The 14,923-nt window shown below is 66.3% G+C and carries 17 protein-coding genes; 9 read left to right on the top strand and 8 right to left on the bottom strand.

The window, feature by feature from the left end; genetic code table 11:
• The 3 genes from LDB26_RS16865 to tsaD form a co-directional block, all read right to left on the bottom strand.
• Window positions 1-1,491 (bottom strand): lipopolysaccharide biosynthesis protein, encoded by a 1,491-nt coding sequence (locus LDB26_RS16865; RefSeq protein ID WP_257539283.1) that lies wholly within the window; start codon window positions 1,489-1,491, stop codon window positions 1-3.
• Window positions 1,492-1,560: 69 nt separating this feature from the next.
• Window positions 1,561-2,532: an NAD(P)H-dependent glycerol-3-phosphate dehydrogenase gene (locus LDB26_RS16870; protein ID WP_257539284.1), complete on the bottom strand. Its 972-nt coding sequence runs from the start codon at window positions 2,530-2,532 to the stop codon at window positions 1,561-1,563.
• Window positions 2,529-3,563, bottom strand: a complete 1,035-nt coding sequence (tsaD, locus tag LDB26_RS16875) for a tRNA (adenosine(37)-N6)-threonylcarbamoyltransferase complex transferase subunit TsaD (protein WP_062061866.1) — start codon at window positions 3,561-3,563, stop codon at window positions 2,529-2,531. The genes LDB26_RS16870 and tsaD overlap by 4 nt, the downstream gene beginning before the upstream one ends.
• A gap of 44 nt (window positions 3,564-3,607) precedes the next feature.
• Between tsaD and hemC the strand changes: the two genes are divergently transcribed.
• The 4 genes from hemC to LDB26_RS16895 all read left to right on the top strand — a co-directional run bounded on the left by hemC (window position 3,608) and on the right by LDB26_RS16895 (window position 6,973).
• A complete protein-coding gene (gene hemC, locus LDB26_RS16880; protein ID WP_257539285.1) occupies window positions 3,608-4,534 on the top strand; it encodes a hydroxymethylbilane synthase in 927 nt (308 codons plus the stop codon).
• Complete coding sequence (locus tag LDB26_RS16885; protein ID WP_257539286.1) at window positions 4,531-5,199, top strand: uroporphyrinogen-III synthase; 669 nt, start codon at window positions 4,531-4,533, stop codon at window positions 5,197-5,199. The genes hemC and LDB26_RS16885 overlap by 4 nt, the downstream gene beginning before the upstream one ends.
• Before the next feature lie 28 nt (window positions 5,200-5,227).
• The gene (locus LDB26_RS16890; RefSeq protein WP_062068320.1) at window positions 5,228-6,109 is read left to right on the top strand and encodes a hypothetical protein; all 882 of its coding nucleotides are present in this window, start codon (window positions 5,228-5,230) and stop codon (window positions 6,107-6,109) included.
• 111 nt (window positions 6,110-6,220) lie between these two features.
• Window positions 6,221-6,973, top strand: a complete 753-nt coding sequence (locus LDB26_RS16895) for a triacylglycerol lipase (RefSeq protein ID WP_257539287.1) — start codon at window positions 6,221-6,223, stop codon at window positions 6,971-6,973.
• On the opposite strand, the gene gltX is transcribed toward LDB26_RS16895, so the two are convergent.
• Window positions 6,957-8,291, bottom strand: coding sequence for a glutamate--tRNA ligase (gene gltX, locus LDB26_RS16900; RefSeq protein ID WP_257539288.1), 1,335 nt, complete (start codon window positions 8,289-8,291; stop codon window positions 6,957-6,959). The two genes, LDB26_RS16895 and gltX, sit on opposite strands and share 17 nt — an antisense overlap.
• Window positions 8,292-8,415: 124 nt before the next feature.
• Window positions 8,416-10,071 (bottom strand): NAD+ synthase, encoded by a 1,656-nt coding sequence (locus LDB26_RS16905; protein WP_257539289.1) that lies wholly within the window; start codon window positions 10,069-10,071, stop codon window positions 8,416-8,418.
• Between the two features lie 119 nt (window positions 10,072-10,190).
• Here LDB26_RS16905 and LDB26_RS16910 point away from each other — a divergent pair, with 119 nt between their 5' ends.
• The gene (locus LDB26_RS16910) at window positions 10,191-11,126 is read left to right on the top strand and encodes a ribose-phosphate pyrophosphokinase (RefSeq protein ID WP_257539290.1); all 936 of its coding nucleotides are present in this window, start codon (window positions 10,191-10,193) and stop codon (window positions 11,124-11,126) included.
• A 36-nt stretch (window positions 11,127-11,162) separates the two neighbouring features.
• Here the strand turns inward: LDB26_RS16910 and LDB26_RS16915 are convergent, their stop codons facing one another.
• Together LDB26_RS16915 and LDB26_RS16920 are read right to left on the bottom strand one after the other, a co-directional pair.
• Window positions 11,163-11,399, bottom strand: coding sequence for a hypothetical protein (locus LDB26_RS16915; protein WP_062061886.1), 237 nt, complete (start codon window positions 11,397-11,399; stop codon window positions 11,163-11,165).
• Window positions 11,400-11,457: 58 nt separating this feature from the next.
• Complete coding sequence (locus LDB26_RS16920) at window positions 11,458-11,883, bottom strand: VOC family protein (RefSeq protein ID WP_062061889.1); 426 nt, start codon at window positions 11,881-11,883, stop codon at window positions 11,458-11,460.
• Between the two features lie 74 nt (window positions 11,884-11,957).
• Between LDB26_RS16920 and hisN the strand changes: the two genes are divergently transcribed.
• The gene (hisN, locus tag LDB26_RS16925) at window positions 11,958-12,743 is read left to right on the top strand and encodes a histidinol-phosphatase (protein WP_062061892.1); all 786 of its coding nucleotides are present in this window, start codon (window positions 11,958-11,960) and stop codon (window positions 12,741-12,743) included.
• On the opposite strand, the gene LDB26_RS16930 is transcribed toward hisN, so the two are convergent.
• Window positions 12,706-13,311 carry an O-acetyl-ADP-ribose deacetylase gene (locus LDB26_RS16930; RefSeq protein ID WP_257539291.1) on the bottom strand — a complete coding sequence of 202 codons (606 nt, stop codon included), beginning with the start codon at window positions 13,309-13,311 and terminating at the stop codon, window positions 12,706-12,708. The two genes, hisN and LDB26_RS16930, sit on opposite strands and share 38 nt — an antisense overlap.
• A gap of 177 nt (window positions 13,312-13,488) precedes the next feature.
• Here LDB26_RS16930 and rpmI point away from each other — a divergent pair, with 177 nt between their 5' ends.
• From rpmI to LDB26_RS16945, 3 genes are all read left to right on the top strand, one after another.
• A complete protein-coding gene (gene rpmI, locus LDB26_RS16935) occupies window positions 13,489-13,692 on the top strand; it encodes a 50S ribosomal protein L35 (protein ID WP_004208916.1) in 204 nt (67 codons plus the stop codon).
• A 13-nt stretch (window positions 13,693-13,705) separates the two neighbouring features.
• Window positions 13,706-14,068: a 50S ribosomal protein L20 gene (gene rplT / locus LDB26_RS16940; protein WP_062061898.1), complete on the top strand. Its 363-nt coding sequence runs from the start codon at window positions 13,706-13,708 to the stop codon at window positions 14,066-14,068.
• Window positions 14,069-14,288: 220 nt separating this feature from the next.
• Entirely contained in the window at window positions 14,289-14,909 is a 621-nt protein-coding gene (locus LDB26_RS16945; protein WP_062061901.1) for a LysE family translocator, read from the top strand.
• Window positions 14,910-14,923: the final 14 nt, after the last annotated feature.

A 14,923-nucleotide genomic window follows, 5' to 3' on the forward strand; every position in this document is an offset into this window, starting at 1 on the left:
TCAGGCGGCCTTGCGGAACAAGGCCCGGTCGTCCGGGCCGAAGCCCCAGCGCCAGATAACGAGGCCGTAGACGCCCAATATCGCCGGGATGCCGAACAGCAGTTCGACCCATTCGAAATGGCTCGGCAGCGCGACGAAGGCTCCACCCACGATGCAGGCGATGGCGGATGCGCCCAGCAGCGGCCATCGCCATGCATTGATCGGGGCGTTCAGCAGGTGCGAGAGCAGCCGCGCCTTGACCAGCGCGCCCACGCCCAGCGCCATGCACAGGGCCAGCGCGGGCGCGGCGGCGGTGACCATGTCGGACCATCCCATCCGCCGCGCCACGAGGATGAGGATGAAGCTCAATCCCGCCTGAAGCGCGATCATGAACAGGGAAATCATCAGGTTCCGGTGTCGCGCGATATAGACCAGCGCCGATTCGCTGACCACGGCGGTGGCCGCGACGACTTCGGCCAGCAGCAGGAAGGCGAGCGCCCCGGTGCCGCCGACGAAATGCGGGCCGACAAGGCCCATCACCGCTTCGCCGGGGATGCCGAGCGCCAAGGCGATCCCCGCCTGCGCGGCGATGATCCAGAAGCCGACCTGACTCACCTGTTTTGCGATGGCGGTCAGGTTGCCTTCCGCCAGATTGCGGGTGATGACCGGGCCAAGGATCGGATCGAAGCTGGTCTTGAGCTTTTGCGGCAGGGAGGCGACCTGCTGCGCGACATAATAGATACCGATCACCGCCGGGCTCACGAAGAGGCCCAGTATCGCCATGTCCAGCCGCCGCGATCCCCATTCGACGCCATCCGCCGCCGCCAGCGGCAGGTTGCGGCGCGCGAGCCGCCACAGGCGCCCCACATCGGGCCGCCAGCCATAGGGAATGCCATAATGGCGGGTCATGGGAATGATCGAAGCGACCAGCGCGGCGATCATCGACACCACATAGGAGAGGATGAGGCCGTCGCGGGTCGAATAGAAGGCGAAGGCGAACGCCCCGATGCTGATCGCCCATGGTTCTATGATGGATCGCGCGCGCACGGTCGCGCCGATGTCGAAGCGATAGGCGCAGGCGGCCAGCGCCACGTCCGATCCGGCGACCGCGATGACGATCAACGCCAGCAGCCGGTCAAGGCCGTTGATGCCGCTATTGGGAAACATGGCCTGCGGAAAGACGACCAGCAGCCCCGCCCCCGCCACGGAAGCGATCAACGTCACTGCCATCGCGTCGGTCACGACATGGGAATGGGGCCGCTTGGTCTGGGCCAGTGCGCCCGCAAGGCCGCGTTTCAGGCCCAGCGTCGCAAGCTGCGCGATGAACTCCACCACCAGCACGGCATAAGCGAAGCGGCCCAGCGCATCCGCGCCATACCAGCGCCCGGCGATGAACAGGAACGGCAGGCGCGCGGCCAGACGCAGCAGAAAACCGAAGATATTGGTGCGCCCGCCCTTGGCAAGCGCCGCAATGTCGTCCTGCGGTGCGGAAGGGGCTGCGTCGGCCGCCAAATTATTATGATCCCCCTGTCGTCTTGTCATTGGCGCCGGATATAAAAGATAAAAGGCAGCGCGGCGAACTTATTCCGCGCGGATCGGGCGGGCGAGCAGCGCGTCGATCACCTGCGGCAAGGGCGCGGCATCCTCCAGCAGGGCGCAAACCGCCTCCACCACCGGCATTTCGACGCCCGATGCGCGGGCGGCTTCCCGCAACACGGGCGCGGTGAACGCCCCTTCCGCCACGGTGCGCCGATGGGCGAGCAGTGCGGCGGCAGGCTGCCCCTCGCCCAATCCCTTGCCCAAAGAAAAGTTGCGCGAGTTGGTAGAAGAACAGGTCAGCACCAAATCGCCCAGCCCGGAAAGCCCCGCCAGCGTTTCCGCCCGCGCGCCGCGCGCAAGGCCAAAGCGCGTCATTTCCGCAAAGCCCCGGCTGATGAGCGCGGCGCGGGCGTTAAGGCCCAGCCCCGCTCCTTCCGCGACGCCGCAGGCGATGGCGAGGACGTTCTTGACCGCGCCGCCGATCTCCGCGCCGATCACATCGTCCGAGAGATAGGGGCGGAAGGCCGGGCGCGCGATCCGCGCCGCGATGCGCGCGGCAAGCGCCGCATCCGCGCAGGCCAGGGTGATCGCCGTGGGCAGGCCTTTTGCCACTTCGCTGGCGAAGGTCGGGCCGGAGAGCACGGCGATGGGCGATCGGGGCTGCGCCTGCGCCGCAACCTCCGACATCAGCAAATGGGTGCCCGCTTCGATCCCCTTGGAACAGAGGATCAGCGGCACGCCCGCAGGCGCCTGCGCCACGACGCTCCGCAGATGCTGGGCGGGGCAGACGACGAGCAGCAGATCGCGGTCGGCCATGTCGGCCATGTCGCGGGTCGCCTCGATCCCGGCGTTCAGCGGGATGTCGGGCAAATAGAGCGGATTGGCACGGTCGCGGTTCACCGCCTCCACGACTTCCGGCTCCAGCGCCCAGAGCCGCACATGCGCTCCATCGGCGGCCAGCAATTGCGCCAGCGCCGTGCCCCATGCGCCCGCACCGATCACGCCTGCCTTCATGCTTTCACCCCCGCGCCGCGCGCCTTTTCCGCATCCGGGTCGAGCGGCCAGCGCGGCCGGGCCGGAATGGAAAGATCGTCCACCAAACCCGCCGCATAACGCTCCGCCCCGGCCCAGGCGATCATCGCCGCATTGTCGGTGCAAAGCCAGAGCGGCGGCGCGACGAAGGGCAGGTCGAACTCGCCCGCCAGCGCGGTCAGCGCGCCGCGCACCGCCTGATTGGCGGCGACCCCGCCCGCGACGACCAGAGCGGTGATGCCGGGGCTGGCCTTCAAAGCGCGACGGGTGCGGTCGATCAAGCAATCGACCACGGCCTGCTGGAAGCTGGCGGCGATATCCTCCGAATTGTGCTGGCCCGATTGGGCGGCGCGCATGACGGCGCTTTTGAGGCCCGCGAAGGAGAAATGCGGATCGTCCGTGCCCAGCAGCGGGCGCGGCAGCGGCACGGCGCGGGGATTTCCCTTTGCCGCCGCCTTCTCCACCGCCGGGCCGCCGGGAAAGCCCAGGCCGAGCAGCTTCGCCGTCTTGTCGAAGGCTTCGCCCGCCGCATCGTCGATGGTGGTGGCAAGGCGCGCATAATCGCCGGGGCCGCGCACATGGAGCAACTGGCAATGGCCGCCCGACACCAGCAGCAGCAGATAGGGGAATTGCAGCGACGGATCGGCAAGGCGCGGGGAGAGCGCGTGACCCTCCAGATGGTTGACCGCCACCAGGGGCTTGCCCGCCGCATGGGCCAGCGCCTTGCCGGTGACGAGGCCGACCATGACCCCGCCGATGAGGCCCGGCCCCGCCGTCGCCGCGATCACGTCCACATCGTCCAGCGTCAGTTCCGCATCGGCAAGCGCGGCCTCCACCAGGGGGGCCAGCGCCTCCACATGCGCGCGGGCCGCGATTTCGGGCACGACGCCGCCATAGGGACGATGTGCGTCCTCCTGCGTGGCGAGGCGGTGGGCAAGGATCTTCCCCTCGGCCGTCACCAGCGCCGCCGCGGTTTCGTCGCAGCTTGATTCCAGACCGAGGATGATCGTCATTGCCGCTTCCATCTAATGCGCCCGGCCATTAGAGCAAGCCGCATATGACAGGAAGTGATCGACCATTGCGCCTCGGCACCAGAGGCTCCCCGCTCGCGCTGGCGCAGGCGCGCATGACGGCGCAGGCTTTATGCGCCCATTCCGGCTGGCCGCAGCAGGCGATCGAAACGGTGATCGTCCAGACCAGCGGCGACCGGATTCAGGATCGGGCGCTGGCGGAGATCGGCGGCAAGGCGCTGTGGACCAAGGAACTGGACCGGGCGCTGGTGGAGGGCGAGATCGACTTTGCCGTCCATTCGATGAAGGATGTGGAGACGATCCGCCCCGGCGCCATCCGCATCGCCGCCATGCTGCCCCGCGCGGATGTGCGCGACAAGCTGATCGGCGCGGAGAGTTTCGACGCGCTGCCCGCCGGTCCGGTGATCGGCACCAGTTCCCCCCGCCGCGCCGCGCAGGTCCGGCGATTGCGGCCCGATGCGCGGATCATATTGTTCCGGGGCAATGTCGCCACGCGCCTTGGCAAGCTGGCGGCGGGGGAGGCCCATGCGACGCTGCTGGCCGCCGCCGGGCTGGACCGGCTGGGGCAGAGCGATGTGGGCGCTCTCATTCCCCTCGACATCATGCTGCCCGCCCCTTCGCAGGGCGCGGTGGGGATCGAAACGCTGAGCGACAACAGGGCGATGCTGGATCTGCTCGCCGCGATCAACGATAGCGATACATTCGACTGCGTGATGGCGGAACGCGCTGTGCTGAAAGGGCTGGGCGGCACATGTCATTCCCCCATCGCGGCGCTGGCCGTGGTGGACGGAGCCGCCCTTCACCTGCGTGCCGAGATATTGAGCGCGGACGGGCAGGAAAGGGTGGCCGAAGAAGCACGGATCGCACGCGGCGACCAGGAAGCGGGGGAAGCGATGGGCCGGGCGCTGCTGGATCGCGCCAGCCCCACCCTGCGCGCCCTGTTCGAAGCGTGAGGCCGCTCATCATCCTGCGGCCCGAACCGGGGGCGGGCAGGACGGCGGCGCGAGCCGCGCGCATGGGCCTGACCGCTCATCCCTGCCCTCTTTTCGAGGCGCGGGCGCTGGATTGGGCGGCGCCGTCGCCGGGGCGGTTCGACGCCTTGCTGCTGACCAGCGCGCAAACCGTGCGGATGGCCGGTCCGCAACTGGACCAGTATCGCGCCCTGCCCGCTTATGCCGTGGGCGGCGCAACGGCGACGGCGATGGAGGCGGCGGGCTTCGACGCCGTGACGGCGGGCGAAACCGATGGCAGCGCCATTGCCGCGCGGATCGCGGCGGATGGCTATCGAACCGTGCTCCATCCCGGTGGGGTCGACACCGCGTCCATAGAGCCGGGGCCGCTCACCCTTCACGCGATCGCCGTCTATGCCATGATCGAAACGGCGGCGGACGGGCTGAACGGGCTTACCGGCGGAGAAGCGGTTCTGATGGTCCATTCACCGCGCGCGGGAAAGCGGCTGTCCGCGCTGATCGCGGAAGAGCGGCGCGGAAGGCTGCATATTGTCGCCATCAGTGACGCGGCGCTGGCAGCCTGCGGCGAGGGCTGGGCCAGCGTTCAGGCGGCCGAGCGGCCCGATGATGACAGGATGCTGGCTCTTGCCCGCCGATTGTGCGAATGAACTGCCCGACATGGAAGAAAAGCCGCCGATGAGCGAACCGGAAAGCGTCGTGATCGCCCCTCCGCCACCCCCGCCGCAGGCGCGTGGTCGGGTTCCATGGCTGATGCTGATCCTTTTGCTGCTGGCCTTCGCCATTGGCGTCGCGCTGACCATCTGGACGATGCCGCTGATCCAGAAACGCTGGATGACGCCAACCGCGCAGCTTCAGGCGGCCGCATCGCTGCCGGGCGGCCCGGCCCTGTCCTCCGCGACCGCCATGGGGCCCTTGAGCGCGGATGCCGCCCAGATGCTCGACAGCCGCGTGGTGCAACTGGAAGAAAGGCTGAACCGCATTACCGTGGAAGCGCAGGCCGCGTCCGGCAATGCGACCCGCGCGGAGGGGCTGCTGGTCGCCTTCGCGGCGCGGCGGGCGCTCGATAACGGCGCGCCGCTCGGCTATATCGAGGGCCAGTTGCGCCTGCGTTTCGGACAGGCGCAACCGCGCGCCGTCGCCACGATCATCAATGCCGCGCGGGAGCCGGTGACGCTGGGCGACCTGCGCGGCGGCCTGACCAGCATCGCTGGCGAGGTGACATCCCCGCCGCGCGACGCAAGCTGGTGGCAGGCATTGGAACATGAAGCGCGCGAACTGATCACCATTCGCAAGGCATCCACGCCTTCGCCGCGTCCGCAGGCGGCGATGGATCGCGCCATTCACGATATGGATGCGGGCCGCGTCGACGCGGCGCTGCTGGAAGTGCAGCGCATGCCCGACCGCGCCACCGCGGATCGGTGGATCGAACTGGCGCGACGTTATCTGGAGGCGCGCCGGGCGCTCGATCTTATCGAAACGGCGGCCATATTGGAACCGCGCCAGTTGCGTGGAACGGGCGAAAGCGCCATGGGACAGGCCGCACCCCCCGCACCCTGATCTGTCACAAACGCCGAATCGAGTTCAGCCTGCGGTGAAACCGATGGACGGCTGCCGCGTTTGTCACGAGAATGTCACCTTTGCCCTTGGGCTGAGAAGGATCACATTATCGTGCCTCCCTATGCGGACGCCATCGCGAATTTCTGGAAGGGCCGTTTCCCGGGCAATCCCAAACCGGCCATGCGTCCGCCGCTCCCGCATCTGCTGGGCAATGCGGCGCTTCCCTTCGACATGGCGCGCACCAGAAAAAGCCTGCCTGCATTGGCCGGGGCGCTTCGGGGCGATGGCCGGCATGTGCTGCTGATCCCCGGCCTGATGGCGGCGGAACGGCGGATGGAGCCGCTCCGCGATGTGCTGAACGCTGCCGGTTTCGACGCGCATGGCTGGGGATTGGGCCGCAATCTGGGGCCGCGCCCCGATAGTCTGGAACAGATCGACCGGCGCGTCGACGCCATCCGCCGGTCTAGCGGCGCACCGGTGACGCTGGTGGGATGGAGCCTTGGCGGGCTGTTCGCGCGCGAATATGCGAAGTTCGCGGCCCACAAGGTCGGCGGGGTGGTGACGATGGGTACGCCCTTTTCCGGCGATCCCCGCGCCAATCACGCATGGCGGCTTTATCAACTGGTTTCGGGATTTTCCGTAGATGATCCGCCCTTCGCCTGCCGCCGCGAGGAAAAGCCGCCCGTGCCGACCGTGGCGCTGTGGTCGGCCCGCGACGGCGTGATCCTGCCCGAATGCGCGCGGGGACGAAAAGGCGAGCGCGACCGGGCGATCGAGGTCGATTGCACCCATATGGGTTTCGCCGCCGCGCCTGAAGGCATTTTGGCGGTGGGCCACGCGCTGGAGGCTATGCGCCCGAACTGAGCCGCGCCAATGCCGCTTCTTTCCCGATCAGCGAGAGCATCTGGCCCATGTCCGGGCCGTGGTCCATGCCCGTCAACGCCCGCCGCAGAGGCAGGAACAGCGCCTTGCCCTTGCGGCCCGTTTGGCCCTTGAGCGCTTCGGTCAGGGCGCGCCACGCACCGCCGTCGAAATCCATATCCGCCAGAAGGCGATGCGCTGTGGACAGAAAATCGCGATCCTCCATATCCGGCGCGGGCGCTTCGAACGGCCCGGTGACGATGCGCCACCAGTCGGCGGCCTGCCCTATGGTTTCCAGATTGGGGCGGATCGCTTCCCATGCCGCTTCCCCCATGCCATCGGGCAGACGGTCGACCACAGCCGCATAGGGCAGCATATGCACGATCTTCTGATTGAGGCTCGCCAGTTCCGCTTCATCGAATCGCGCTGGCGCGCGGCCGAAATGGGCGAAATCGAAGCTGTCGATCAACGGCTGCACATCGGTGAAGGGTTCGATGGCCATGCTGCTGCCCAGACGTGCGAGCAGGGACAGGACGGCCATCGGCTCCAGCCCCGCTTCACGGAAATGCGCCACGCCGAGCGAACCGAGGCGCTTGGACAGCTTCCCCTCGCTGCCGGTCAGCAGCGCCTCATGCGCGAAGGCGGGGAGCGGCGCGCCGAGGGCAGCGAACATCTGAATCTGCGCGGCGGTGTTGGAGACATGATCCTCGCCGCGCAGCACATGGGTCACGCCCATGGCCATGTCATCAATGACCGAAGGCAACATATAGAGCCATGAACCGTCGGCGCGGCGGATCACGGGATCGGACAGCAGCTTCGGATCGAACTGCTGATCGCCCCGGATCAGGTCGGTCCAGACGATGGGCCGGGCATGGTCGAGCTTGAAGCGCCAATGGGGCCTGCGCCCTTCCGCTTCATGGGCAGCAATCTGTTCCGCCGTCAGGGTCAGCGCCGCGCGATCATAGACCGGGGGCAGGCCACGCCCCAGCAGGATCTTGCGGCGAAGCTCCAGTTCCTGCTGCGTTTCATAGGCCGGATAGACATGGCCCGACACCTTCAACGCCTCGAACTTTTCCTCATAAAGGGCGAAGCGGTCGGACTGGCGCGCTTCGCCATCCCATGCGAGGCCCAGCCATTGGAGGTCCGCGCGGATGGCCTCGACATATTCCGGGCGCGAGCGTTCCAGATCGGTATCGTCCAGCCGCAGCAGGAATTGCCCCCCGCTCCTGCGCGCCCACAGCCAGTTGTGGAGCGCCGCGCGGATATTGCCGACATGGAGATGGCCGGTCGGCGACGGCGCGAAACGGGTGATGACGGTCATATCTATTTCCCGTTCGTGCCGAGGAGATGCGGAGCGAAGTCGAAGTCCCATATCGAAGCACCCTTCGATACGCCATGTCGACAAGCCCGATGGCTACTCAGGACGAATGGCCTTTTCCAGTGACTTACAAGGTGCGGAAGGCGTTGGTGATCGGATAGCGGCGATCGCGCCCGAAATTGCGGGTGCCCAGCTTTACCCCGGGTGGAGCCTGACGCCGCTTATATTCGGCGATATAGAGCAGCCGCTCGATCCGGGCCACGGTGTCGCGGTCGAAACCGCGCGCGACCAGTTGCTCGACCGACAGCTCTTCCTCGACAAGGCCGTAGAGGATGGGGTCCAGCACCTCATAGGGCGGCAGGCTGTCCTCATCCTTCTGATTGTCGCGCAGTTCGGCCGTGGGCGGCTTGGTGATCACGCGTTCGGGCATGATCGGACCGGAGGGGCCAAGGCCAAGCGAAGGCACATTCCCGTTCCGCCAGCGCGACAGGTCGAACACCGTGGTCTTGTAGGCGTCCTTCAACACCGAATAGCCGCCCGCCATGTCGCCATAGATGGTAGCGTAACCGACCGACATCTCGCTCTTGTTGCCGGTAGTGAGCAGCATGTGACCGAATTTGTTGGAGAGCGCCATCAGCGTGACGCCGCGGATGCGCGACTGGATATTCTCTTCGGTCAGGTCGCGCTGACTATCGTGAAACACGTCCGCCAGCATCGCGTCGAACGCGCCGACCGCCGGTTCGATGGGAATCCTGTCATAGCGGACGCCGAGCAGCCTGGCGCATGCCTCGCCGTCTTCGAGACTGTCCTGGCTGGTGAAGCGCGAGGGCATCATCACGCACCACACCCGGTCCGCGCCCAGCGCATCGACCGCCACGGCAGCGGAAAGCGCGGAATCGATGCCGCCCGACAGGCCCAGCACCACGCCGGGAAAGCGGTTGCGGTTCACATAATCGCGCAGCCCCAGCACCATCGCATTGTATATGTCGGCGGGGCGCGGATCGAGTTCATGCAGCGCGCCGGGCAGGCAGACCCATTGGCCGTCCCATTTTTCCCACTGCGTCAGGACCAGCGCCTCTTCCCAGTCGGGAAGCTGCTGCGCGATGGAAAGATCGCCGTTCATGACGAAGGAGGCGCCGTCGAACACCAGTTCGTCCTGCCCGCCGACCCGGTTCACATAGACCAGCGGCAGGCCGGTTTCACGCACCCGCGTTCCAGCGACCACATTGATCCGGCGATCGTCCTTGTCGATTTCATAGGGACTGCCATTGGGGCTGATGAGGATTTCCGCCCCTTCGGCCCTCAGATGCGCGGTGACGAAGGGGAACCAGATATCCTCGCAGATCGGCACGCCCAGCCTGACGCCGCGAAAGTCGATCGGCGCGGGCAACGGGCCGGGCGCGAACAGGCGCTTTTCATCGAACGTCCCATAATTGGGCAGCTCGCGCTTTTGCCGGATCGCCGTGACCGCGCCATTTTCCAGCAGCGCCACGACATTGAACAGCACCCCTTGCGAAGCGACCACCGTGCCCACCAGCATGGCCGGGCCGCCATCCGCCGTCGCCTGCGCCAGCCGGTCCAGTTCATGATTGGCGCGATCGACCAGGGCTGGTTTGAGCACCAGATCTTCAGGCGGATAGCCGATCAGCTGCAATTCGGGATAGACGATGAGGTCCGCGCCCACCGCCCTTTCCCGCCATTGCAGCATCGCATCGGCATTGGCCGCAAGGTCGCCCACGCTCTGCGTCATCTGGGCCAGGGCGATCACGAGTTTGTCCGTCATGCGCCGGCCCTAGAGCATTTTATCGCAAGGCGCAAAAGCGCCTTTCCACAGGGGACTTGCGCCGCTAAAGGGGCCTCGATTTTCCGCTATCGTCATCATTTCGTCACGGGGTTTTCGCCATGAAGCTGATGTCCGGCAATTCCAACAAGCCGCTGGCAGCCGCCATCGCCGACTATATCGAGATTCCCCTGACCGACGCCAGCGTCCGCCGCTTCGCCGACGAAGAGGTTTTCGTGGAAATCCATGAGAATGTCCGGGGCGAAGATGTGTTCGTGCTGCAATCCACCAGCTATCCGACCAATGATAATCTGATGGAACTGCTCATCATGATCGACGCGCTGAAACGCGCGTCGGCCAAGCGAATCACGGCAGTCATCCCCTATTTCGGCTATGCCCGGCAGGACCGCAAACCCGGCCCGCGCACCCCGATCTCGGCCAAGCTGGTCGCGAACCTCATCACCACGGCGGGCGCCAACCGCGTCCTTTCCGTCGATCTGCACGCGGGGCAGATACAGGGCTTCTTCGACATCCCGACCGACAACCTCTTCGGCGCGCCGGTCATGTCGGCGGACATCCAGGCCCGCTTCGGCGACCGCAACCTGATGGTCGTGTCGCCCGACGTGGGCGGCGTGGTGCGCGCACGCGCGCTCGCCAAGCGGCTGGACAACGCCCCCCTCGCCATCGTCGACAAACGGCGCGAGCGGGCAGGCGAATCGGAAGTCATGAACATCATCGGCGACGTGAAAGGCCGCTTTTGCGTGCTGATCGACGATATCGTCGATTCGGCGGGCACGCTGTGCAACGCCGCCGCCGCGCTCAAGGAAGCGGGGGCCGAGGAGGTCGCCGCCTATGTGACCCATGGCGTGCTGTCGGGCGGCGCGGTGGCGCGCGTGGAAGCTTCCGCGCTCAGGGAACTGGTCATCACCGATTCGATCCAGGGCAGCGAGGCCGTGTGCAACGCCAGTCGCATCCGCCACCTGCCCATTGCCCCGCTGCTGGGCGAAGCGATGAAGCGGATTGCGGACGAAAGCTCAGTTTCCAGCCTGTTCGACTGAACGGTCGCGCGGGAAAAGTCGCGCCGCGCGACTTTTTCAGGCGGTGGGCAACAGGATCAAAGGCATGCTGAAGATCAGGATGAGCGCGGCGGCGATCCGCTGACCGCGCGAAATGCCCAGCGGACTGTCGCGCCAGAGCATCGGGCAGGCCAGCAGCGCCATCGCCAGCAACAGCGTGGACAAGATGCCCGATCCGCCGTCCGGCATGTCCTGCCGCAGCGCCAGCCCCGCGAACAGGAAGATAAAACTCAATATCCAGCCGATCAGCGCCACCTGCGCTTCCCCCCTTGCCTTTGCGGGGTGAGCCTAGCGGCGCGAGGTTGCCGAAGCCTTAAGCCTCCACCCAGGGATCATAGCTGCCGAAGCTCCAGACATAGCCCTCCGGGTCGAGCGCGGTATAGCCGCGCCCCGGATAGCCCTCATTATCCTGCGGTTCCTGCACCACGACCGCACCGGCATTGCGGGCGTGGAGGCAATGGGCGTCAGGATCGGGCACCACGACATAGACACAGCCCGTCACGCCGCCCAGATCGCGCGCCGTCGACCATGTGTAGAGTGATTCGTTTTCCATGTCCTTGACGCTGCCCAGCATCACCATGCCCCTGTTCAGAACCAGTTGCGCGTGATGGATAATGGCCGGATCGTCGGCATCTTCATAAACGGCGTGACGCTCGAAACCGAAGGCGTCGCACAGAAAGTCGATGGCCGCGGGCGCAGCGGCATAGCGCAGGCACGGGATGACGGGTGAACCGGGCATCTTGCCCTCCTCTGGCAGGACTCGGGATTGCATCAGCCTAGCGCGAAGCCCGCTTTGCCGCTAGGCGGGAACGCATGACGACCCGCGATGACCTGACCCTTGCCCACCGCCTTGCCGATGCCGCCGGCGAAGCCATCCGCCCCTTCTTCCGCGCGCGCTTCGATCTGGAGTTCAAGTCGGACAGGTCGCCGGTGACGGAAGCCGACAAGGCCGCCGAAGCCGCCATCCGCGCGATATTGGAAAAGGAACGTCCCAGTGACGGCATCATCGGCGAGGAATATGGCGCGACGCGGGAGGATGCGGAGCGGGTGTGGGTGCTCGATCCCATTGACGGGACACGCAGCTTCGTCGCGGGGCGGCCGATCTTCGGCACGCTGATCGCGCTGACGCAAGCGGGGTGGCCGACCGTCGGCATCATAGACCAGCCCATCGCGAAGGAACGCTGGGCCGGGATGGCGGGACAGCCGACGACCTTCAACGGCAAGGCCGTCAGGACACGCGCCTGCCGGTCGCTGGAGGAAGCCATCGTCGCCAGCACCGGACCGCAATATTTTCCCGGCTGCACAGGCGAACATTTCTCGCGCCTCGCCGGGCAATGCCGCGACACGGTGTGGGGCGGCGACTGCTATAATTACGGCCTTGTCGCGTCAGGCCATGTCGACATCGTGGTCGAGGCGGGCCTCAAGCTGCATGACATCGCCGCGCTCGTCCCGGTGGTGGAGGGAGCGGGCGGCCGCATGTGCGACTGGGCCGGGGAACCCATCGACGCACAGAGCGACGGGCGCGTGATCGCGGTGGGCGACCCCGCTCGCGTCGACGACATCATCGAAGCCCTCGCCCAGGGGCATGAAGGCCATTAGGCCCATCCATCGCAGCCTTCCGTCGCGTCCTGCATGGCTGCGTCGAACAGCGCCGCCATCGGATCGTCAAAACAGACGAACAGGAATGCCGGAAGGAATCGGGCGTCGCGCGGAGTTCTTCATGCACCGTCCGAGCGGCGATCTGCGCGGCCACGCTGCCGGGAAACCCATGGGCGCCAGTGGAAATCGCCGGAAAGGCGAGCGAATGCAGCCCATTTTCCCGCGCCAGGTGAAAGACCGCGCGATAGCAGGATGCGAGCAGGCGTGCTTCATCCCGATCCCCGCCCTGCCACACCGGGCCGACGGTATGGATCACATGGCGCGCGGGCAGGCGATAGCCGCCGGTGATCCGCGCCTCGCCGGTCGGGCATTCGCCCAGCGTGCGGCATTCGGCCAGCAGGTCCGGCCCCGCGGCGCGATGGATCGCGCCATCCACGCCGCCTCCGCCCTGCAAGGTGCCGTTCGCCGCGTTGACGATGGCGTCCACTTCGCAGCGGGTGATGTCGCCGGTCAGCACGCTCCAGCGCGCCCGGCCGACCGCATGATCGTGGATAGTCTGCGCCGACATCCGCCTGCTCCTTATCCAGCGGCGCGGGCAGCGGGTCAGGCAAGACATTCCGAATCACTTGCTTTCCCGCCACCTTGTGACTATGGCGCGCCCTTCGCGATATTTAAGGAAGGACTGCCCGGCTAAAAAGGGCTGCCGTGGCCGTCCGAGATCGTCGCGCTGAAAAAGGAGACGAAAATGCCCAAGCTCAAGACCAAGAGCGGTGTGAAGAAGCGCTTCAAGTTCACCGCTTCCGGCAAGGTCAAGCACGGCGTCGCTGGCAAGCGTCACCGCCTGATCAGCCACAATGCGAAATATATCCGCCAGAATCGTGGCACGTCGGTCCTGTCCGATGCCGACGTGGCTCATGTGCGCCTCTGGGCGCCCTACGGCCTGAAGTAAGGAGTAGAGGCACATGGCACGCGTAAAACGTGGCACGACCACCAAGGCGAAGCATAAGAGGATTCTGCAACAGGCGAAGGGCTATTATGGCCGTCGCAAGAACACGATCCGCATCGCCCGTCAGGCCGTCGAAAAGGCCGGGCAGTACGCCTATCGCGACCGCAAGGTGAAGAAGCGGACCTTCCGCGGCCTGTGGATCCAGCGCATCAACGCCGGTGTCCGCGCGGAAGGTCTGACCTATTCGCAGTTCATGCACGGCCTGAAGCTGGCCGGCGTGGAGCTGGACCGCAAGGTTCTGGCCGACATCGCGATGCACGAAGGCGAGGCGTTTAGCGCCATCATCGCCCAGGCGAAGGCTGCGCTGCCCGCGGCCTGAACCAGTCGATCATCCGATCGCAAAAAGGGCGCCGGGGCAGAAGCTTCCGGCGCCCTTTTGTTTTGGGAAGGGCCGGAAGGGCGGATTGCGGCCAGTTTCGGACATTTGCCGAAACATGAACATCCGTTCGCCCTGAGCAGGGCGGAGGAAAGCTGCCGTTCCGCTCCCCGCCCGAAACCGCGATCCGCCACCTGCTTTCTGCCTTTGAGAGGACCAGTCCATGTCGCTTCATCTCTGGTGGCTGTATGTTACGGCGGTTTTCCTGATCTCGGCCACGCCGGGCCCGAACATGCTGCATGTGATGACGCAGAGCATTCATCACGGACCGCAGCGCGCGGTTGCCACCATGATGGGCCTGATGAGCGCGGTGCTGCTGTGCCTGACCGCATCGGCATTGGGACTGGGGGCCTTGCTCAAGGCGTCGCCACGCCTGTTCGACATGTTGCGTTATGCCGGGGTCGCCTATCTGCTGTGGTTGGGGGTCAAGGCGTGGCGTGCGCCGGTGGGAACGGCGGACGGTCATGCGCCCAGGGCGGGCCGGTCCGGGCGAGCGCTGTTCGCGAGCGGACTGCTGACCGGCCTTTCCAATCCCAAGCTCATCATCTTCGCCGCCGCGCTCTTTCCCCAGTTCATCGACATGGACCGGCCGTTCTGGACACAGCTTGCGATCCTGATCGCCAGTTTCGTCGCCATCGAAAGCTTCTGGTATGCGGCCTATGCGCTGGGCGGGATGCGCCTTGCGCGCTGGCTTGCGCCCGCGAACCGGCAGCGGCTGTTCAACCGGGCGACGGGTGCATTGTTCATCGGCTTTGGGGGCGCATTGCTGGGCACGCGCGCCTGACCCTTTTCTTGGCG

The organism is Sphingobium sp. CFD-1, assembly GCF_024611115.1.
Classification (GTDB): Bacteria; Pseudomonadota; Alphaproteobacteria; order Sphingomonadales; family Sphingomonadaceae; genus Sphingobium; species Sphingobium baderi_A.